Genomic DNA, 20,688 nt, shown 5'->3' with positions numbered 1-20,688 from the left:
GCTGGAAGCGAAGATCATCGAGCTGGATAAGCACCGCAACAACGTTGTGCTGTCCCGCCGTGCATACCTGGAAGAGACCCAGTCCGCGGTCCGCTCCGAGTTCCTGCACCAGCTGCAGAAGGGCCAGGTCCGCAAGGGCGTCGTGTCCTCCATCGTCAACTTCGGCGCCTTCGTCGATCTCGGCGGCGTCGACGGCCTGGTGCACGTTTCCGAGCTGTCCTGGAAGCACATCGATCACCCGTCCGAGGTCGTCCAGGTCGGCGACGAGGTCACCGTCGAGGTTCTCGAGGTCGATCTCAACCGCGAGCGCGTCTCCCTGTCGCTGAAGGCGACCCAGGAGGACCCGTGGCGCGTGTTCGCCCGCACCCACGCCATCGGCCAGATCGTCCCGGGCAAGGTCACCAAGCTGGTGCCGTTCGGCGCCTTCGTCCGCGTCGAAGAGGGCATCGAGGGCCTCGTCCACATCTCCGAGCTGGCTCAGCGCCACGTGGAGGTTCCGGACCAGGTTGTCACCGTCGGCGACGAAGTCACCGTTGAGGTTCTCGACGTTGATCTGGACCGCGAGCGCGTGTCCCTGTCCCTGAAGGCAACCCAGGAGGACCCATGGCGCGTGTTCGCACGCACCCACGCTGTGGGCCAGATCGTGCCAGGCAAGGTCACCAAGCTGGTCCCATTCGGTGCGTTCGTGCGCGTCGAAGAGGGCATCGAGGGCCTGGTCCACATCTCCGAGCTGGCACAGCGCCACGTCGAGGTGCCAGACCAGATCGTCAACGTGGGCGAAGAGCTCATGGTGAAGGTCATCGACATCGACCTGGACCGTCGCCGCATCTCCCTGTCCCTGAAGCAGGCAGACGAGGACTACGTCGACGAGTTCGATCCATCCCGCTACGGCATGGCCGATTCCTACGACGAGCAGGGTAACTACATCTTCCCAGAGGGCTTCGATCCGGAGACCAACGAGTGGATGGAAGGTTACGACGAGGCTCGCCAGGAGTGGGAGAACCGTTACGCTGAGGCAGAGCGCCGTTACCAGGCACACGCTGCTCAGATCGAGCGTCACCGCGCCGCAGCAGCTGAGGCTGCTGAGGAATCCGCTAACTACTCCTCCGCGTCTTCCGAGGATGCGCCTGCTCCGGCATCCAACGAAGCAGCAGAGGAGACCTCTGGTGGTTCTCTGGCTTCCGACGAGCAGCTGGCTAAGCTGCGCGAGAAGCTCGCTGGCAACTAGTTTGCGTTGAAGCCATCTTGTAACGTGATGGCTCGCTAAAAGTTCGGACTCGCAGTCTAATTAGTTTTAGACTCCGGGTCCGATCTGTTTTTTAACCTAGCTTGCCGGGTGCGGCTGTCGTTGAGCGCGAGGCATTGTGAAGTAGCGGTTCGCCATTAAGAGGTAAACGATGCCAACCGATACGGCGAGCGCGAGAGCAGAGCTGCCGTTTTCAGATAGATACATCGTGGAACTACTTGGGATAGCGAAAAAGAGAATCGCTGCGATCACCCAATTTCTAGCCACTTGCCCCCAGGACAATTGCCACGAGGAAAATGCGCCCCAAAACCTCAAGCCAGAATCTATTCCACGCGCCAGCGCTTGCGCTTGAGCGATGCCGACGATGGCGAAGAGGATTCCGGCACCGAACTTGCCCCAAGGATGCAAGGCTGGAATGAGCAGAGAGACGCCGAAAAAGAATTGTAGTAGCGGGAGCACATAGGTAAATGGCGTGTTCGACTGCGGTTGCGCGGCCCGTTGCCTTCCCGCTAGAACGTTTCCGGCCGCCGCAGCGAGGAGAGCTGCCGAACATAACGTGAGGAAGCCGATCGTAATCAGCTTCGTCGACAATGCACTATCCATGTCTGCCCCTTCCTCTAATATTTTGTAAGTAAGATCACTTTCTCGTGTATTTGGTGGCGAATGCTACTAACTTTCGCTGAGGAAATCAAGAGGAGTTTTGAAATTGAGGCGATGTTCTTGACGTTGAGAAATCGTTCCTGCGACTCCGCCACCGCCGAAGAATCAGTTCCAACTAGGATCAGTGTCATGCGAATCATCGGTTTGACAGGCGGAATCGGCAGCGGCAAAAGCACCGTCGCAAAGATGCTGCACGGGCGGGGGATTCCCGTGGTCGATGCAGATCAAGTCTCGCGCGAAATTGTTGAGCCGGGTCAGCCGGCCTTGCGTGGTTTGGCAGCAGCTTTCGGCACAGAGATTCTCACTGAGTCCGGGGAATTAAACCGGGCTGCGCTGGCAAGGAAGGCGTTCAGCTCGCAAGAAAACACCGAGCTGTTGAACTCAATTACGTACCCCGCGATCAAGGAAGAAGTGCGTCAGCGGTTCGCACAACTTGAGGACGGGGGACACAAGGTCGCTGTCTATGACATGCCCCTTTTGATCGAACAAGGGCTCCACGAGCACGTTGATCTCACAGTCGTCGTAGACGTTGAGGCAGATGAACGCGTACGGCGCCTCGTCGACAAGCGCGGGCTCGATGAAGCGGATGCCCGCAACCGCATCGCGCGCCAGATCGACGACGACAAGCGAAAGAGCGTCGCCGACGTGATCATCGACAACAATGGATCCCTTGAAGATTTGGAAACTCAGGCCGAAGCCTTAATCAAGAGACTTACCGGGGACAACTAGATACGTTTTCAGTAGCCAGGCTACTAGTGTGGGGCGTATGGCTTTTCCTGCAGAGCACCCTGTCTATTCCCATTCCGAATTTCGCCCCATCGGCGAGGTGGAACGCTCCGATAAACCTTTCGAAGTGATCTCGGAGTTTGAGCCTTCGGGTGACCAGCCACGCGCCATTAAGGAACTCGATGAGCGCCTTGACCGCGGCGAGGAAGACGTGGTCCTGCTTGGTGCGACTGGTACCGGTAAGTCCGCAACGGCGGCCTGGCTGATTGAGCAGCAGCAGCGGCCGACGTTGGTCATGGCGCCGAATAAGACTCTGGCGGCCCAGCTGGCCAATGAGTTGAAGGAGCTGCTGCCGAACAATGCGGTCGAGTACTTCGTCAGTTACTACGACTATTACCAGCCAGAGGCCTATATCGCGCAGACGGACACCTACATTGAGAAGGACTCCTCCATTAATGAGGACGTGGAGCGTTTGCGCCACGCCGCTACCTCTGGGCTGCTGAGTCGTCGCGATGTGGTCGTCGTTAGTTCTGTGTCCTGCATTTACGGCCTGGGCGCGCCTCAGTCGTACCTCGACCGTTCGGTGGTGTTGCGTATCGACGAAGAGATCGACCGTGACCAGTTCCTGCGCCTTCTCGTGGACGTGCAGTATGAGCGCAATGACTATGACTTCCGACGAGGCACCTTCCGTGTCAAGGGCGATACGGTGGACATCATTCCGGCATATGAGGAAGTCGCCGTGCGCGTGGAATTCTTCGGCGATGATGTGGACGCGCTGTACTATATCCACCCCGTGACCGGCGACGTTCTCCGCCAGGTCGACGAGCTGCGAATCTTCCCGGCAACGCACTATGTGGCCACGGAAGAACGGATGGAAAAGGCGATCGAGGCGATCAAGGAAGAGCTGGCCGACCGTCTCGAGGACCTGGAAAACCGGGGCAAGCTTCTGGAAGCTCAGCGACTGCGGATGCGCACAGAATACGATCTGGAGATGATCCAGCAGGTTGGTTTCTGCTCTGGCATCGAGAACTACTCGCGCCACATGGATGGGCGCGAGGCAGGTAGCGCTCCGGCTACCCTGTTGGACTACTTCCCAGAGGATTTCCTCACCATCATTGATGAGTCCCACGTGACCGTTCCGCAGATCGGCGGCATGTTTGAAGGCGATATGTCGCGTAAGCGCAACCTGGTCGAACACGGCTTCCGCTTGCCGTCCGCATTGGATAACCGCCCGCTGACCTTCGATGAGTTTGAGCAGCGCGTCGGCCAAACTGTCTACATGTCGGCAACACCCGGTGACTACGAGCTGGAGGCCGCTGCCGGCGAATTCGTCGAGCAGGTCATCCGGCCGACGGGCCTGGTGGATCCACACGTGGAGGTACGCCCGACGAAGGGGCAGATCGATGATCTCATTGAGGAAATTCGCCAACGCACCGAGAAAGACGAACGCGTCTTGGTCACCACCTTGACCAAGCGGATGGCTGAGGACCTGACCGACTACCTGATGGAAAACGGTATCCGGGTCCGCTACCTGCACTCTGACATTGATACCCTGCAGCGCGTCGAGCTGCTGCGTCAGCTCCGCCTTGGCGAATATGACGTGCTGGTGGGCATTAACCTGCTGCGTGAGGGCCTTGACCTGCCGGAGGTGTCTTTGGTGGCGATTCTGGACGCCGATAAGGAAGGTTTCCTGCGCTCAACGAAGTCGCTGATCCAAACTATCGGCCGTGCTGCACGTAACGTCTCTGGCTCGGTGATCATGTATGCGGATAAGGTCACCGAATCCATGCAGTACGCACTCGACGAAACGGAGCGCCGCCGCGCCAAGCAGATTGCTTATAACGAAGAGCACGGCATCGACCCGCAACCACTGCGCAAGAAGATCTCCGACATTTTGGACGAGGTCTACGAAAACAATGCGGAGGCCGCCGCCGCGGAGGGCAGTGCTGTGGGCGACGCTGCGGTCGTCGATAAGCCTGATACGTCCACGATGGCCGAAGATGAGATCCAGGCACTCATTGATTCATTGACGGCACAGATGACTTCCGCAGCTCGTGACCTCAAGTTTGAGCTCGCCGGGCGCCTGCGCGATGAGGTGGCTGATCTTCGAAAAGAACTTCGTGGTATTAAGGACACAGGAATCTAGAAAAAGAAAGGGCTCGAATCTTATGCACTCCTATTCGACAATCACCGTAGGCACCGACGGCTCCTCGTCGTCGTTGAAGGCCGTCCGCTCCGCAGCCAGCCTGGCCCGCGCGTACGACGCACAACTGATTATCATCTGCGCCTACTACAACTCGACAGGCTCTCTGTTGAACTCCCCAAGCTCTGATTACTCGACGCTACCCGTGGTCAGCGATGACCGGGCGGAGGAGTACCTTGCTGAGGCCGGTGAACTCGCCGCGGAAGAAGGTGCGGACAAGGTCCGTCTGATCGCAAAGTCTGGCTCGCCGGTCCAGGTGCTCGTGGATTCCGTCAATGAATACGGGGCTGACTTGCTGGTCGTGGGCAACAGGGGTGTCAACTCGCTGTCCGGCCGTGTCTTCGGCAATATTCCTACTGGTGTGGCACGCAAGGCGAATGTTGACGTGATGATCGTCGACACCGCGGAATACTCCGAAGATTAGACGCAGATCACCCTAGGGGAATATTGATACACTAGAGAGGTATACCCCCTCCGCGGTTCAAATCGAAAGGTCAACGGACATTATGAGCGATTACTACAACTCCATCGTTGTCGGCACTGATGGATCCAAGTCATCTCTACTGGCAGTCGAGCGGGCAGCGAAGATGGCTGCGGCATTCGACTCGAAGTTGATCATCGGCTGCGCCTACTACGAGTCCGAGGAAGACGCGTCCAAGACCTTGCGCCAGGACTCGGTGGCCATCCTCGGTGATGCGAAGGCTCAGGAGAACTTGAAGCAGGCTGCTGAGTACGCCCGTGAGGCCGGTGCTCAGAACGTGGAGACCGCCGTGCGCCCAGGCACCCCGGTACAGGCGTTGATGGCGATTGTGAACGACAACAAGGCTGACCTGCTCGTCGTGGGTAACCGTGGCATCAATTCCCTGACGGGCCGTCTGCTTGGTTCGGTTCCGGCAGACGTTGCTCGCCAGTCTGACTGCGACGTGATGATCGTCCATACCGTCAACTAAGCTTTCGCTTATCGACGATGCGCCCGCCACATTGTGTGGCGGGCAATTTTTATGGCGTTGGCGGAAGGTCGCCGATCACCGTCAGAGTTTGCGTGGCGCGAGTGTAGGCTACGTACAGGTTTTGCCAGCCCTGGTTCGATGCCCCAACGATCTCCGCCGGATCGACAACCACCACGTGGTCAAACTCCAACCCTTTGACGTCATCCACGTTCTCTGCGGTGATGATGTGGGAGAGTCTGCCATCGTCGAAAAGCACGCTGTGGGGGTCCGTGCCGGCAGGGAAGTAGCGCACTGGCTGTCCCGTCGACCGGATCGCGACCGCCGGGGCGGCATCCGGATCGATGATCTCCAGCAGTTCGTTGGCCACCTCCATGATCTCAGTGGGGGTGCGGTAGTTCACCGTGAGCTCGTGAAGGGCATAGCGCGTGCCGACGAAAGGATCGAGCGCGCCGGCCCAATCATCCGTGCCAGCGGGTGAGCCGGTCTGTGCGGTGTCTCCCACAAGTGTCATCCATCGTGAGGGGCTGCGACGGAAAATCATGCGCCATTCCATCGGCGATAGCTCCTGGGCTTCGTCGACGATCACGTGACCGTAGGCCCAGGTGTAGTCTTCCTTAGCGCGCTGTGCGGTGGAACGATTGTCGGTTTCCTGTTGGCGGGCGGCAAGGGTCTCGGCGTCGATCACGTCGTGGGCAGACAAGATTTCTGCTTCGAACATGTCATCGTCGTTATCCGTGGATTCCGAAGATGCCAGCACGTCCAATGCATCCTCAGCTTCGGCGACTTCACGACGCCACTGCTCGTCGGCCTTCGCGCGTTCGTCATCGGGGCTGGGCATGCCGATGAGCACGGCCAACTCGTCGAGCAACGCAGTGTCCGAAGGAGTCAAAGGCGCGTCTGGTGAGCGATAGAGTGCCTCTTGGGTGGTTTCGTCGTAGTCATAGGCCACCTCTTCAATGGCGTCGGTGTTGGTGAGCAGGTTCTTCAGGACCTGAAGAGGAGTTATTTCCGGGAAGAACTCGTCGATAAGCGAGCGCAGCGCAGGCTCATCTGCCAAGTCATCGTGAAGCTGGTCGATATCTGCTTCCGACAAGAGGTTGGCGCCGCCGAGGGGGTCCGCGCCGATGCGTTCCGCCATCTGGGCGGCAAGCAGGCGGGTGAACTCCTCGCGGAAAATCTCCCGGGCCTGGTTGTGCGGCTTGCGGGAACGCCGCGCCCGAGTGCGCGCCGCTTTGACCAGCTTCTGGGTGACCTGCAGCTCGATCGAACCAACGGTGACATGGACCGTCGATTCCGGCACGGTCTGCCAGGCCTGCACGGCGCGCTTGAGGATGGTCACCATTTCCTCGGAGCCCTTGATTTCGCGGCCGATCAACGATTCGGTGCCTGTAGGGGTGAACCCTGGGACGAGGTCTCCGATCGTGGCGAGCACCACGCCTGTTTCGCCGAGCTCCGGAAGCACACGTGAGATGTATTCTAGGAACGTCTGGTTCGGCCCGACGATGAGCACACCGGTACGTGCCAGCTGCTCGCGCCAGGTATACAGCAAGTAGGCGACGCGGTGCAGCGCCACCGCAGTCTTTCCCGTCCCGGGGCCGCCTTGAACGATGAGCACTCCGCGGGTGTCATCGCGAATGATCTCGTCCTGCTCACGCTGGATCGTCTCCACGATCGATGTCATATGCCCGGTGCGCGCTTGGTTCATGGCGTGGCGCAGTGCTGCCTCCGAACCCACATCTGCGGTTGGTTCGTCGGCGACCTGTCCCGACAAAACTTCGTCGTCCACGCCTGTCACCTGCCGCCCCTTCGTACGGATCTGCCTGCGCAGCTCCATTCCCTCGGGGTTAGCGGTGGTGGCGAGGTAGAAAGGACGCGCCATAGGGGCGCGCCAGTCCAGCAGGAGAGTGCGGTAGTGGTCATCGCGGTCGTCGATCCCCATGCGGCCGATATAGCGCCGATCCAAGTCGGGGCGGCCTGGTACCGGGTGTTCGCCGCCCTCATCAGCAATATCGATACGTCCGAACACCAGCCCAATCTCCGCCACGGTCAAGGCATCCAACTTCGCATTGAGCGCGTGGTACTCGGTCTCGCGACGGACCAGCGCGTCAGAATCAGGGTTGTCTGGGTCAACGTCTTGCTGCACCTGCTCCAAACGGGCACGGGCCCCGGCAACCTCGGCATCGAGATGCGCAAAGAGCGTATCGACGTAGTCCTGTTCCGCTGCAATCTCGCGTGATTGACCGTGTGTTGATTCGGACACGAAGTGTGGTTCTCCTCAAAGACTGAAACTAGGGAAAGAGTGAACAGATCATTCTACCAAAAATGCCGAAAGCCCCGCGGGCACCAATTCTCTGGCACCCCGCGGGGCAGCGGGCAAGCGTCGAAACTAGTTATCGATGCGCTTGCGTGCGCGATCAATTGCCTTGTTTGCGCGCTTCTGCAGCTTGTCTGCACGCTTGTCAGCGCGCTTACGTGCGCGGCCAGACTTGATGTCGGACTCCGCCTTCTGCAGTGCCTTATCAGCCTGCTTCTGCGCCTTGTTTGCCTTCTTCACGACACCCTTGCGAGCCTTCTTGGCGTCCTTGTTGGCCTCATCTAGCCAGTTGCCGGCGGTGTCCCGAGCAGTGTTGAGCCAATCGCCGGTGGTTTCCTTCGCGTTGTCGACCCACTTGCTAGCGGTGTCAATCCAGTCGTCCTTGTTCTCGTCGACATAGTTCGACACCTGCTTGCCGGCTTCCTGGGCTCCAGAGGTGACCTTCTCGGTCGTGTCCTGGATCCAGTTCTGGGCGTTGCTCAGTGCCTTCTCGGATTCGGACTGGGTGGGCAGTGCCGCCTGCACCTTGTTGTTGGCGGTCTGCGCGGCCTTCTTGGTGCGCCATGCCAGACCTGGCTTGCCGGCGGTGTCTGCGGTTGCCAAGAACAGGCCACCGAGCAGAGCGACGTTGGTTAGTGCACCGTTACGACGAGAGGACTTCTCCTCAGCGGTGTCTGCCTCCCAGAAGGCGTGGCGGCCCAGCAGGGTTGGGATGGCGGTGACTGCCAGGGTGCCTGCGGCCAAGCGTGGTGCTTTGCCCAAAGCGTACAGCGCACCGGCACCGACCTTGGTGCCACCGAGTGCTTGTGCAACCAGCTCTGCATCCTTCGGAACGTAGCGCTGGTACTCGGCAGGGACAACGCTGCGGACCTGCTTGAGGAAGCGCTCGGAGAATTCAACGTGCTCAGAGCTGTTAACGACGGTGTCCACACCATCGGCGATGTAGACGGAGGCAAGCATCGGGCGGGCAATCTTGCGGATCATGTGTGATCAAGTCCTTACTTAGAAACTAAAAGTTATCGGTCTGTGTACTCCACTGTAGACAAAAAACGGTCTACCGTGCGAGAAAATTATCTACCAACGGCGGCTCCACCACTCGTCGAGGTGCGGGCGCTCATCTCCCACGGTTGTAGATTTTCCGTGGCCAGGGTGAATAATCGCGCTGTCGTCATAAACATCAAAGACGCGTTCCTTGGCGTCGTTAAAAAGACGCACGAAATCGCCTTCCGACGCCGTCTTACCCAAGCCGCCAGGGAAAATGGAATCGCCCACAAACAGGTGAGTCTGCTCGTCGATTGTGATCTCGAGGCATGCCCCACCAGGGGTGTGCCCACGCAGGATGAAGACTGGAATCTCTAGCCCGGCAAAATTTAGGGTGTCGCCCTGTTCCAGCTCGTGGTCCACAGGTGCAGGCAGAGCAGGGGAGTCCAAGAAAGAAGCCCAGTGGATTGCACCGGTTTTCTGGAGGACCTCTTCTAGCGCCCCAACGTGGTCATGGTGGCGGTGGGTAGTCAGCACATCGGTGATGGTGACCCCCGCGTCGTCTGCCATGGCAAGCAGTGCGGAAGCGTTGGTCGGTGCGTCGATAAGCAACCCGTTCTCGCCAGACGCGATCAAGTAGCTGTTGTTATCCATGTCGCCCACGGACACGTGGTGAAGTGAAAGCTTGTCAGTCATGCCACAACTCTACGGGAATTTTCAGCGGGTTAGCGCTGTTGACGTGGTCGTTGGTATGTTCGAAGACATTAAATGTGACTAGTAATCCTGCCTATTCAAGCCCAAACAGACCCAATCAAGCTCAGGCAGGTTGACCGGCTGTCGCAGAAAGGGACCGGTAAATACATGGCTGACAAGCTGATCGTGCGTGGCGCCCGCCAGCACAACCTCAAAGACATCGATATTGAACTGCCACGAGACAAGATGGTGGTGTTCACCGGCTTGTCGGGCTCGGGGAAGTCCTCCATGGCTTTCGACACTATTTTTGCGGAGGGTCAGCGCCGCTATGTCGAGTCTTTGAGCTCTTATGCGCGCATGTTCCTTGGCCAGATGGACAAGCCGGACGTGGACTATATCGATGGTTTGTCGCCAGCGGTCTCGATTGATCAGAAGTCCACCAACCGCAACCCGCGCTCCACGGTAGGCACGATTACCGAAGTGTATGACTACCTTCGTCTGCTCTACGCGCGCGCCGGCACCCCGCACTGCCCGGTCTGCGATGCCATGATCGAGCGCCAGACTCCGCAGCAGATCGTCGACCAGGTCTTAGCGGGGGAGGAGCGCACCAAATTTCAGGTGCTAGCGCCTGTGGTGCGCAACCGTAAAGGCGAGTTTGTGGATCTCTTCCAGGATCTTGCGGCTCAAGGCTTCTCCCGCGTCAAAGTAGACGGGGAAATGTACCAGCTGTCAGAACCGCCGACACTGCAGAAGTCCTATAAGCACTACATCGATGTCATCGTCGACCGCCTACAGGTCAAAGAGAGCCAGAAGCAACGCCTTACCGATTCGGTGGAGACGGCACTGCGGCTTGCCGAGGGCCTCGTCGTCATCGACTATGTTGACCAGCCGGAGGATTCCGACGAACGCTACGCCATCTTCTCCGAAAAAATGGCCTGCCCCAACGGGCACACCTTGGACATTGATAGCTATGAGCCCAGGTCCTTCTCCTTCAACGCGCCTTTTGGTGCCTGCCCGTCCTGCGACGGCCTAGGAACGAAGACGGAGATGGATGCAGAACTCATCGTCCCCGACCCCGACGCACCCGCGGTCGATGCTTTCCAGCCGTGGAACTCCAGCCCAAACAAGCGCTACTTCACCAAGCTCATCGAAGGCTTAGCGAAAGAGCTTGAGTTTGATCCGCAGACGCCGTTCTCGAAGCTGAAGAAATCCGAGCAGAAGGCGCTGCTGGAGGGCTCCAAGGTCAAAGTGCACGTGCGCTATAAGAACCGCTTCGGCAGGCAGCGCAACTTTAACTCCGAGTTCGAGGGAGTGATGGGCTATCTGCGCCGCAAGCTCGACTATGCAGAGACGGAAACCGCTAAGGAGCGCTACCTCGCCTATACCCGTGAGGTCGCCTGCCCTACCTGCGAAGGGACGCGTCTGAAGCCTGAGATCCTCGCTGTGCGCCTGAAGTCCACCACCCACGACGAAAAGTCCATCGCAGGTTTGACGGCGCTGTCTATCGAAGAGGCCTCAAAATTCCTGGACAACCTGGTATTGGGGTATCGGGAGGAGATGATTGCGGGTGCTGTGTTGAAGGAAACGCAGGCGCGCCTGCACTTTCTTATCGACGTGGGCCTGACCTACCTCACGCTGGACCGCTCCGCTGGCACGCTGTCGGGCGGTGAGGCGCAACGCATCCGCCTGGCCACGCAGATTGGCTCTGGGTTGGCCGGCGTGATGTACGTGCTCGATGAGCCATCGATCGGATTGCACCAGCGCGACAACCAGCGGCTGATTGAGACATTGAAGAAGCTCCGCGACATTGGCAATACGCTCATCGTCGTTGAGCATGATGAAGAGACGATTCGCGAAGCTGACTGGCTGATCGACATCGGGCCTGCGGCCGGTGAATACGGTGGTGAGGTGGTCTACCAGGGTGCGCCCGAGGGGATCCTGAAGGCCAAGAACTCGATCACGGGTGATTACCTCGCAGGGCGTAAGGAGATCAAGGTCCCAGAGACTCGTCGTGAAGTGGACAAGGACCGCCAGCTTCACGTCATCGGCGCACGTGAGAATAACCTGGACAACATCGACGTGGGCATTCCATTGGGTGTCCTTGTGGCAGTCACTGGCGTGTCGGGCTCGGGTAAGTCCACCCTGATCAATCAGATCCTTGCGAAGACGCTGCAGAACCAGCTCAACCGTGCGCGCCAGGTTCCGGGCCGAGTGAAGAAGGTGGAGGGCCTCGAGCACCTAGACAAGTTGGTGCAGGTGGATCAGTCGCCGATCGGGCGTACGCCGCGATCGAATCCGGCGACCTACACCGGGGTGTTCGACAAGATCCGTAACCTGTTCGCTGAGACCCATGAGTCAAAGGTGCGTGGTTATAAGCCGGGACGCTTCTCCTTCAACGTCAAGGGTGGCCGCTGTGAAGCATGCCAGGGTGACGGCACCATCAAGATTGAGATGAACTTCCTGCCGGATGTCTACGTGCCGTGCGAGGTCTGTGAGGGAACGCGCTTCAACCGCGAGACTCTCGAAGTGCGCTACAAGGGCAAGAATATCGCCGAAGTCTTGGACATGCCGATCTCGGAGGCCACCGAATTCTTCGAGCCGATCACCTCAATTCACCGGTATTTGGCCACGCTTGTCGACGTCGGGCTGGGCTATGTCCGGCTGGGACAAGCCGCTACCACCTTGTCCGGTGGTGAAGCGCAGCGCGTCAAGCTGGCCGCTGAGCTGCAGAAGCGTTCCAATGGGCGCACGATCTATATCCTCGATGAGCCGACCACCGGTCTGCACTTTGAGGACATCCAGAAGCTGATGATGGTGCTGCAAGGCCTCGTCGATAAGGGCAATTCTGTGATCGTGATTGAGCACAACTTGGACGTGATTAAGTGCGCCGATTGGCTGATCGACATGGGGCCGGAAGGCGGCAGCGGTGGTGGCACCGTTGTCGCGGAAGGCACCCCGGAGGACGTCGCCGAGGTTGAAGGTTCCTACACGGGGCGCTACTTGGCCGAGCTGCTTTAAACGTCAGCAGGGACAACGTGAGGTGATGCTCCAAGCGGTAAGTATCATTGTTAAGTGAACTTGCATTGAAGCATGATCTGAGGAAGGAACCTCGACCGTGGAATCACATCAACGACGCGGAGGTCCCCACGAGGAACCGCACGACGATTTCTGGGACGAGGATCCCCCCACGCAACACGTGGACGCAGTCGGTGCAGATCCAGTACTCGACGACGAACGCCCCGAGTTCGTCCCCTATGAACCGGAGAAACCGGAGGCTGCCAGCGGGAATACCAAGACCAGCCCCTGGGTGATAATCGGTGCGATTCTGGCGGCCATCGTTGCCATGGGTGCCGGCGTGTGGGCGTATTCGGCATTCAAGGACAATGCCGACGACGCCTCGTCGGAAAGCGCCGCGACGAGTACAGTTGTGGTCTCCCAAGACCCGGCGACCGAGGAAGAGCAGCCGCCAGCTGACGACGAGGAAGCTTCCGAGACCGAGGAACCCGCCCCCGTGACCAACGAGCCAGAGCAGACGCGTTCTGCACCAACAATGGTGACTTTCGACGAAGGCCAGGGTGTCGAACCTGTGCGACCAGACGCGCCTGAACCTGGTCGGCCGCAAATATCGCAGCAGCGGCCTTCGCAGGATCAGCGGGGCGAGGGGAATAGCTCACGTGCCCCAGAAAGCGCCCTGCAATGTGCAGCGAATGTGAATTGGCGGGTGTTCTCCACCACAGGTAATGGAGGGTGCGGAAACGCAGAGGAGGTCGCCGTCGCAATGGCTCCGCACTCTGGCTCAGGACAAGACACGATTGAGGTACCACTCCGGGCGCAGGAGGGGCAGCGACCAGCTTCGGCCAAGTGCACGCTCGTGGGCGATAATTCCTACGAGTGTCAAGCGCGTGGCGTGACGATGTTCTTGGAGGATCGCCCGGTGCGCGACTAGCCGCAGTGTTAGTGACAGTGAACGTGTGTGTCGTGATTTGGGTCTGCGCTGAACCTTCTGCTATGGTTGACTGCACTACCGCCCGAAGCGCCTGATTCTAGGTGCCAGGGTCGCAAGTGGAGTTACTCCCACCCCATGCCGCCGCTTAGGTTGGTTAAGGGTCCAAAGTTCGGTAGGGGAATCGTCGTTAAGCGATCCCGTCCTGAACGAGGAAGAACTCCCGCACAGCGAATATGCTGCGCGGGTTTTTGTGTGTAGTGGCTCCATGCGCGAGAACTGGTAGCGAATCATATCGTCTTTTAACTGAGGAGTTCTCATCAGCGCTGAAGCTCGGATCAATGACAGAATCCGCGTCCCCGAAGTCCGTCTAGTCGGCCCATCCGGCGAGCAGGTAGGAATCGTCCGTACCGACGATGCCCGCAAGCTTGCCTACGACGCTGACCTTGACCTAGTGGAAGTCGCACCCAACGCGAAGCCACCAGTGGCCAAGATCATGGACTACGGCAAGTACAAGTACGAGCAGGCCCAGAAGGCCCGCGAGTCCCGTAAGAACCAGCAGCAAACCGTGGTCAAGGAACAGAAGTTCCGCCCGAAGATCGATGAGCACGACTACCAGACCAAAAAGAACAATGTGGTTCGCTTCCTGGAAAAGGGTAACAAGGTCAAGGTGATCATCATGTTCCGCGGACGCGAGCAGTCTCGTCCTGAACTTGGTTTCCGCCTTCTCGAGCGTCTTGCAGAAGACGTCGGCGAGATCGCGCACATCGAGTCCAGGCCGAAGCAAGACGGCCGCAACATGACCATGGTTCTTGGACCAGCCTCCAAAAAGGGCAAGAAGTAGACCATTCTCAACCTCTGAAGGGTTTTAATCATGAAGCAGAAGACCCACAAGGGCACCGCAAAGCGCATCAAGGTTTCCGGTTCCGGCAAGCTGCGTCGCTACCAGGCTGGTAAGAAGCACTTGAACGAGCACAAGACCTCCAAGCGCGTTCGCCAGCTGAAGAACGCTGTCGACGTCTCTCCAAACGACGTGCCACGCATGAAGAAGTTGCTGCGCCGCGCATAATTGTCGCGCATCGCCCCCATCCGAATAAGTTTCAATTAGAAGTTAGGAAGTACAACTGTGGCACGTGTCAAGCGCTCAGTTAACGCCAAGAAGAAGCGTCGCGCGATTCTGAAGTCCGCAAAGGGCTACCGCGGCCAGCGCTCCCGCCTGTACCGCAAGGCGAAGGAACAGTGGCTGCACTCTATGACCTACGCGTACCGCGACCGTCGCGCACGCAAGTCTGAGTTCCGCAAGCTGTGGATCCAGCGCATCAACGCAGCAGCTCGCATGAACGACATCACCTACAACCGCCTGATCCACGGCCTGAAGCTGGCCGAGATCGACGTTGACCGCAAGATCCTCGCCGACCTGGCTGTCAACGACTTCGCAGCATTCTCCGCAATCTGCGAGGCGGCTAAGGCAGCACTGCCAGAGGACGTCAACGCTCCAAAGGCTGCTTAGTCTTCCGAGAAGCACACGCTTCTTGCTTGACGACGACCACCCGAACTCTTCCAAATACGCAATGGGAGGACGCGGGTGGTTTTGTCTTTTCTGCTGCACGGTGCGGAGCACTACACTTGTTCACCATGGCACTCGATTTCTCCCAGCCCTTTACAGAACGCACCCCACGCATCGTGAATGCGGCCAAACTGCACCGGGCGGCTGCTCGTCGAAAAGCGAAACAGTTCTTGGCAGAAGGGGAGAACGCCGTCGAAGCTGCCGTAGCCACTGGTGCGGCCACCGACGTGTTCGTGACCGAACGGGCGGCGGAGCGTTTCGGGGACATCCTGACCACCGCCGAGTACATGAACGTGTACACGCACGCCATCGACGACAAGGCTGCGGAATACTTGGCAGACACCGTGACCACCACCGGCATCTTCGCCCTGTGCAAACCGGTGACGTGGTCGACGAAACAGGCGCTCAAGGGATTCAATGACTTTTGGGCTGTGGGGGTGGATACTGCCGACCCGGGGAATGCGGGCACCTTGATCAGGATCTGCGACGCGATGGGCGCTGACGGCGTAATCTTCGCCGGCGACACGGTGGATCCGCAAGCGCCGAAAGTGGTGCGCTCGACGGCTGGGTCGCTCTTCCATACCCCGGTTGTGCGGGATCGCGACGTGAAGGCTGTGATCGCGCAGCTCAAGGACAAGGGTTTAAAGATTGTTGCCACTGTGGTGGACGGCGACGTGGCCTTGGACTATGCAGGAGTGATCTTGAGCCAACCACACGCGTGGCTCTTCGGCAACGAGGCGCACGGCCTGGATCCAGAGATCGCAGCGCTTGCCGATTACAAAGTCACCATCCCAATCCAGGGCTCCGCTGAGTCCCTGAACCTGGCAACGGCTGCGGCGATGTGTATGTGGGAATCGTCGAAGGCACAGTACGTCGTGGAGGCGCCGGTGGAGAACGCGGAGTACACAGAGAACTAAGCCGGCCCACCTTCCTGCAGCGCTCACGGCAGACGCGGGTATGCTGTGAGGGTCCATATTTTCCTGACATTCCCAGAAAGGCGAGGGTGAGCTCCAGCGTGTCTGATACACCCGATATCCAGTTGACCGAAGAGTCATTGAACCAGGCCGCAGAGCAGGCTATCGCTGCATTCGATAGCGCCACAGACTTGGCCTCACTTGAGCAGGCAAAGCGCGATCACCTAGGGGAACTGGCCTTTATCCCGCAAGCACGTCGCGCGCTGGGGACCTTGCCGAAAGATCAGCGCAAGGACGCCGGACGCATGGTGAACATGGCTCGCGGGCGCGTGGAAAAGCATTACGCGCAGGTCCATCAGGTGCGCGAGGCAGAACACCGAGCGCAGCAGCTGAAGGCGGAGAAGGTCGACGTGACCATGCCGACCGCGCGCACCCAGGCAGGCGCGATGCACCCGATTACTACGCTCAGCGAGAATATCGCCGACATTTTCATCGGCATGGGCTGGGAAATCGCCGAAGGCCCAGAGGTGGAAGCGGAGTACTTCAACTTCGATGCGCTGAACTTCATCCCGGATCATCCGGCCCGCACCCTGCAGGACACTTTCTATATCGGTAGCGAAGACTCCAAGCAGGTCCTGCGCACCCACACCTCTCCAGTGCAGGTGCGTACCTTATTGGACCGTGAGCCGCCGGTGTATATCGCCTGCCCGGGTCGCGTGTTCCGTACTGATGAGCTGGACGCAACCCACACGCCAGTCTTCCACCAGGTAGAGGGCTTGGCCGTGGATAAGGGGCTGACCATGGCTCATCTGCGCGGTACCCTCGACCACTTGGCAAAGGTGCTCTTCGGCCCGGAAACCAAGACGCGGATGCGCACCAACTACTTCCCGTTCACCGAGCCTTCGGCAGAGGTAGACGTATGGTTTGCGAATAAGAAGGGCGGCGCCGGCTGGATCGAATGGGGTGGCTGCGGCATGGTCAACCCGAACGTGCTGCGTGCGGTGGGTATTGATCCCACGGAGTACACCGGTTTTGCTTTCGGTATGGGCCTGGAGCGGACCTTGCAGTTCCGCAACGGTCTCAGCGACATGCGCGACATGGTTGAAGGCGACGTTCGATTCACCGTTCCATTCGGTGTACAGGCATAAGGGAGGACACACATGCTTATTTCCCAGAATTGGATTACCCGCCTGGTGCGTGCATCGGGCACTGTCAACTGGTCTGTTACTCCTGAGGAGCTTGACCACGGCTTCGTGCGCGTCGGTTTCGAAACCGAGGGCTATGAGCCGATCGAAGAGACCACCGGGGACCTCGTCTTCGGCCGCGTGCAGAAGATTGAGGAACTCACCGAGTTTAAGAAGCCAATCCGCTACTGCCAGGTCGACGTTGGCCAGGCGAACGGCTCCGGCGAGCTACAGGGCATCATCTGTGGCGCCCGCAACTTTGAGGAGGGCGACCTCGTCGTCGTCGCTCTGCCCGGGGCGGAGCTGCCTGGCGGTTTCAAGATTTCCGCGCGCAAGACCTATGACCACATTTCCGACGGCATGATCTGTTCCGCCGCCGAGCTGGGCATGACGGATAAGCAAAACGCGGGCATCATCACGCTTTCCGACGATTACGGCGCCCCGGGTGAGGATGCACGTGGCCCATTGGGGCTGGATGACACCGTGTTCGATGTCAACGTCACTCCAGATCGCGGTTACGCGCTATCGGCTCGCGGGCTGACCCGCGAGATTACCTCAGCATTTGATCTGCCTTATGCGGATCTGGCCAAGGATCCTGGGGTGGCTGGATTCGACCTGTCCGCAGTGCCAGCACCAACCGAGCAACTGATTGAGATCACTGCTGATGAGTCCACCAAGACCCAGCGTTTCGGACTGCGCAAGGTCGAAGGAATTGATCCTGCTGCGGAGTCTCCGTTCTGGCTCCAGCGCGAGTTGATGCTGTCCGGCCAGCGCCCCGTCAATGCCGCGACCGATGTGACCAACTACATCATGCTGCTGCTGGGCCAGCCGATGCACGCTTTTGACGCAGGCCAGATCGCCGGCAACCTGCATATTCGCAATGCTAAGGCAGGGGAGAAGTTCGAAACCCTCGACCACGTCGAGCGCATGCTTTCCGACGAGGACGTGGTGATCTGCGACGATAACGGCATCCAGTCTATGGCTGGTGTTATGGGCGGCACCACCTCTGAGATTTCTGAGACCACAACGGACGTGTATTTCGAGTCCGCAACCTGGGATGCTCTCACCGTGGCTCGCACGTCGCGCCGCCATAAGCTCACCTCTGAGGCGTCACGCCGCTTCGAGCGCGGCGTGGATCCCGCCATCGTGGAAGTCGCCCTAGATATGGCATGTGCACTTCTCGTGAGCATTGCTGGCGGCACCGTTTCCGCAGGCCGCACCTTGGTTGAGGGCACCGTGCAGGAGGCGCAGCCGATTCAGCTGCGCGTGAGCCACCCGTCTGAATTGATTGGCGTGGAGTACAGCCGAGAGGTCGTCGTTAAGCGCCTCGAGGAGGTCGGCTGCACCGTCGCAAGCGCTGGCGGCGAGGGCGAGGATGAGGTCCTGTCTGTTACTCCGCCGACGTGGCGAACCGATTTTTCCATGCCGGAAGACTTGATCGAAGAGATCATGCGCCTTGAGGGCTTGGACGATATTCCGCTGGTCCTTCCGGCCCCGCGTGGTGGACGCGGCCTGACATTGGAGCAGCGCCGTCGCCGAGCTGTCACACACGCGCTGGCTTATTCGGGTTACGCGGAGATCCTGCCGACGCCGTTCATCGCGAACGGTGTATTCGATAAGTTTGGGCTTGCCGACGACGATCCGCGCCGCAACGTGGTCAAGGTCCAAAACCCGCTGGACAATGACTATGCAGTGCTAGGCACGACCTTGTTGCCGTCCATGCTTGAGGCGGTGGGGCGCAACGTCGCACGCGGTCGCCATGACGTCACTTTGTATGGCGTGCAGCAGGTCGCTTTCCAGCGTGCTGATGCCTCGCCGATGCCGGACGTGGCGCAGCGGCCAAGTGTTAACGAGGTTGAAGAGCTGATCAACTCCTTGCCTGAGCAGCCACTGCATGCCGTCACCGTTGGTTTGGGCGACAAGGTCTACGCAGGCCCGTGGGGCGAGGGGCGGGCTTACACTTGGGCTGACGCGATCGAGTCCGCGCAGGTTGTTGCCCGTGCTGCCGGCGTGCAGCTGGAGATTGAATCCGCTGAGTACCTGCCGTGGCACCCGGGGCGCTGCGCTGCGCTCAAGGTGGAGGGGGAGACCATCGGTTATGCCGGCGAGCTGCATCCGCAGGTGTTGGAGGCGCTCGAGCTTCCACCACGCCTGTGTGCGATGGAGATCGATCTGACCGCGCTTCCGCTGCGGGAGAATTTCCCAGCACCTGTGTTGTCTAGCTTCCCGGCGCTGCACCAGGATATCGCGCTGACCGTGGATGAGGATGTGCCTTCGGAAGCGGTGCGCCAGGCTGTCGAGGAAGGTGCCGGCGAGTTGCTGGAGACCGTCGAACTCTTCGACGTGTTCCGCAGTGACAAGCTCGGTGCGGGTAAGAAGTCCCTGGCCTTCAAGCTGCTGTTCCGCGCAGGCGATCGTACGTTGACTGACGACGAAGCCTCGGAGGCACGCCTGAAGGCAGCCGAGTTGGCGCAGCAGCGATTCGGTGCGGAGATGCGCGCCTAACACCCTGGATGAATAGTTTGCATGTCGCTGCATAAATGCTACAGTGGCATGCATGGCAATCAAGGTAGCAGTAGCAGGAGCAACAGGATATGCAGGCGGAGAGATCCTGCGCCTGTTGCTTCAACATCCGAAATACCTGGCAGGGGAGCTAGAGATAGGCGCGCTGACCGGCAATTCGAACGCCGGCCAGCAGGTGGCGGACCTCATGCCGCACCTGCCCCAACTGGCCGATCGCATGATTCAGCCCACCACCACTGAGGTTCTCGACGGCCACGATGTGGTCTTTTTGGGCCTCCCGCATGGATTTTCCGCGGACATCGGGGCAGCGCTTAACGACGACACCCTTGTTATCGACTGTGCTGCGGACTTCCGGCTGAAAAGCGCGGAGGACTGGACTGCATACTACGGCTCGGACCATGCGGGATCCTGGCCTTATGGCATTCCTGAAATGCCGGGCCATCGCGAGGAAATCGCACAGGCTCGCCGGATCGCGGTACCGGGATGTTTCCCCACTGGCGCTACCTTGGCCGTGCTTCCTGCAGCGGAAGCTGGCATCGCCGAACCAGACATCTCGATTGTGTCGATCACGGGTGTATCCGGCGCAGGCAAGAAGGCAACTGTTGCGATGCTGGGCGCGGAAACGATGGGTTCTTTGAAGGCCTACAACACCGCAGGCAAGCACCGCCACACTCCCGAGGTCGCCCAAAACGTGGCCGAGGTGACAGACAAGGATGTCACCGTCAGCTTCACGCCGGTCCTCGCGCCTCTTCCACGTGGCATTCTGACCACAGCCACCATGCCC

At 59.4% G+C, this 20,688-nt stretch carries 18 protein-coding genes; 14 read left to right on the top strand and 4 right to left on the bottom strand.

Annotation, left to right across the window (positions count from 1 at the left end; all coding sequences use genetic code 11):
• Positions 1-46: 46 nt before the first annotated feature.
• Positions 47-1,228, top strand: coding sequence for a S1 RNA-binding domain-containing protein (locus tag ACHFGA_RS05405; RefSeq protein ID WP_394281397.1), 1,182 nt, complete (start codon positions 47-49; stop codon positions 1,226-1,228).
• A gap of 96 nt (positions 1,229-1,324) precedes the next feature.
• Here ACHFGA_RS05405 and ACHFGA_RS05400 read toward each other — a convergent pair whose 3' ends face one another.
• A complete protein-coding gene (locus tag ACHFGA_RS05400) occupies positions 1,325-1,849 on the bottom strand; it encodes a hypothetical protein (protein ID WP_394281395.1) in 525 nt (174 codons plus the stop codon).
• A gap of 186 nt (positions 1,850-2,035) precedes the next feature.
• On the opposite strand from ACHFGA_RS05400, the gene coaE reads away from it, so the two are divergent.
• The 4 genes from coaE to ACHFGA_RS05380 all read left to right on the top strand — a co-directional run bounded on the left by coaE (position 2,036) and on the right by ACHFGA_RS05380 (position 5,785).
• The gene (gene coaE / locus ACHFGA_RS05395; protein ID WP_394281394.1) at positions 2,036-2,635 is read left to right on the top strand and encodes a dephospho-CoA kinase; all 600 of its coding nucleotides are present in this window, start codon (positions 2,036-2,038) and stop codon (positions 2,633-2,635) included.
• A gap of 37 nt (positions 2,636-2,672) precedes the next feature.
• A complete protein-coding gene (gene uvrB / locus ACHFGA_RS05390) occupies positions 2,673-4,778 on the top strand; it encodes an excinuclease ABC subunit UvrB (protein WP_394281393.1) in 2,106 nt (701 codons plus the stop codon).
• Between the two features lie 22 nt (positions 4,779-4,800).
• Complete coding sequence (locus tag ACHFGA_RS05385; protein ID WP_394281392.1) at positions 4,801-5,259, top strand: universal stress protein; 459 nt, start codon at positions 4,801-4,803, stop codon at positions 5,257-5,259.
• Between the two features lie 82 nt (positions 5,260-5,341).
• Positions 5,342-5,785 carry a universal stress protein gene (locus ACHFGA_RS05380; RefSeq protein WP_394281391.1) on the top strand — a complete coding sequence of 148 codons (444 nt, stop codon included), beginning with the start codon at positions 5,342-5,344 and terminating at the stop codon, positions 5,783-5,785.
• Between the two features lie 49 nt (positions 5,786-5,834).
• On the opposite strand, the gene ACHFGA_RS05375 is transcribed toward ACHFGA_RS05380, so the two are convergent.
• The 3 genes from ACHFGA_RS05375 to ACHFGA_RS05365 all read right to left on the bottom strand — a co-directional run bounded on the left by ACHFGA_RS05375 (position 5,835) and on the right by ACHFGA_RS05365 (position 9,776).
• On the bottom strand, positions 5,835-8,045 hold the full coding sequence (locus ACHFGA_RS05375) for a HelD family protein (RefSeq protein ID WP_394281390.1): 2,211 nt from the start codon (positions 8,043-8,045) through the stop codon (positions 5,835-5,837).
• A 126-nt stretch (positions 8,046-8,171) separates the two neighbouring features.
• Positions 8,172-9,083, bottom strand: a complete 912-nt coding sequence (locus ACHFGA_RS05370; RefSeq protein WP_394281389.1) for a DoxX family protein — start codon at positions 9,081-9,083, stop codon at positions 8,172-8,174.
• A 90-nt stretch (positions 9,084-9,173) separates the two neighbouring features.
• Positions 9,174-9,776, bottom strand: coding sequence for an MBL fold metallo-hydrolase (locus ACHFGA_RS05365; protein ID WP_394281388.1), 603 nt, complete (start codon positions 9,774-9,776; stop codon positions 9,174-9,176).
• Between the two features lie 165 nt (positions 9,777-9,941).
• Between ACHFGA_RS05365 and uvrA the strand changes: the two genes are divergently transcribed.
• From uvrA to argC, 9 genes are all read left to right on the top strand, one after another.
• Positions 9,942-12,791, top strand: coding sequence for an excinuclease ABC subunit UvrA (gene uvrA / locus ACHFGA_RS05360; RefSeq protein ID WP_394281387.1), 2,850 nt, complete (start codon positions 9,942-9,944; stop codon positions 12,789-12,791).
• A 97-nt stretch (positions 12,792-12,888) separates the two neighbouring features.
• Positions 12,889-13,719: a hypothetical protein gene (locus tag ACHFGA_RS05355; RefSeq protein WP_394281386.1), complete on the top strand. Its 831-nt coding sequence runs from the start codon at positions 12,889-12,891 to the stop codon at positions 13,717-13,719.
• A gap of 316 nt (positions 13,720-14,035) precedes the next feature.
• Positions 14,036-14,560, top strand: coding sequence for a translation initiation factor IF-3 (infC, locus tag ACHFGA_RS05350; RefSeq protein WP_394281396.1), 525 nt, complete (start codon positions 14,036-14,038; stop codon positions 14,558-14,560).
• Positions 14,561-14,590: 30 nt separating this feature from the next.
• A complete protein-coding gene (rpmI, locus tag ACHFGA_RS05345) occupies positions 14,591-14,785 on the top strand; it encodes a 50S ribosomal protein L35 (protein ID WP_018581441.1) in 195 nt (64 codons plus the stop codon).
• Between the two features lie 57 nt (positions 14,786-14,842).
• Positions 14,843-15,226 carry a 50S ribosomal protein L20 gene (gene rplT / locus ACHFGA_RS05340; protein ID WP_018581440.1) on the top strand — a complete coding sequence of 128 codons (384 nt, stop codon included), beginning with the start codon at positions 14,843-14,845 and terminating at the stop codon, positions 15,224-15,226.
• Between the two features lie 125 nt (positions 15,227-15,351).
• On the top strand, positions 15,352-16,200 hold the full coding sequence (locus ACHFGA_RS05335; RefSeq protein ID WP_394281385.1) for a TrmH family RNA methyltransferase: 849 nt from the start codon (positions 15,352-15,354) through the stop codon (positions 16,198-16,200).
• A gap of 98 nt (positions 16,201-16,298) precedes the next feature.
• Positions 16,299-17,345, top strand: a complete 1,047-nt coding sequence (pheS, locus tag ACHFGA_RS05330; RefSeq protein WP_394281384.1) for a phenylalanine--tRNA ligase subunit alpha — start codon at positions 16,299-16,301, stop codon at positions 17,343-17,345.
• A 12-nt stretch (positions 17,346-17,357) separates the two neighbouring features.
• Complete coding sequence (pheT, locus tag ACHFGA_RS05325) at positions 17,358-19,886, top strand: phenylalanine--tRNA ligase subunit beta (protein WP_394281383.1); 2,529 nt, start codon at positions 17,358-17,360, stop codon at positions 19,884-19,886.
• Positions 19,887-19,938: 52 nt separating this feature from the next.
• Positions 19,939-20,688: N-acetyl-gamma-glutamyl-phosphate reductase (argC, locus tag ACHFGA_RS05320; protein WP_394281382.1), on the top strand; the 750-nt coding region annotated here is incomplete at its 3' end.

The sequence above is a fragment of the Corynebacterium sp. genome (genome assembly GCF_043426755.1).
Classification (GTDB): Bacteria; Actinomycetota; Actinomycetes; order Mycobacteriales; family Mycobacteriaceae; genus Corynebacterium.
This window is presented reverse-complemented; position numbering and strand designations above follow the sequence as displayed.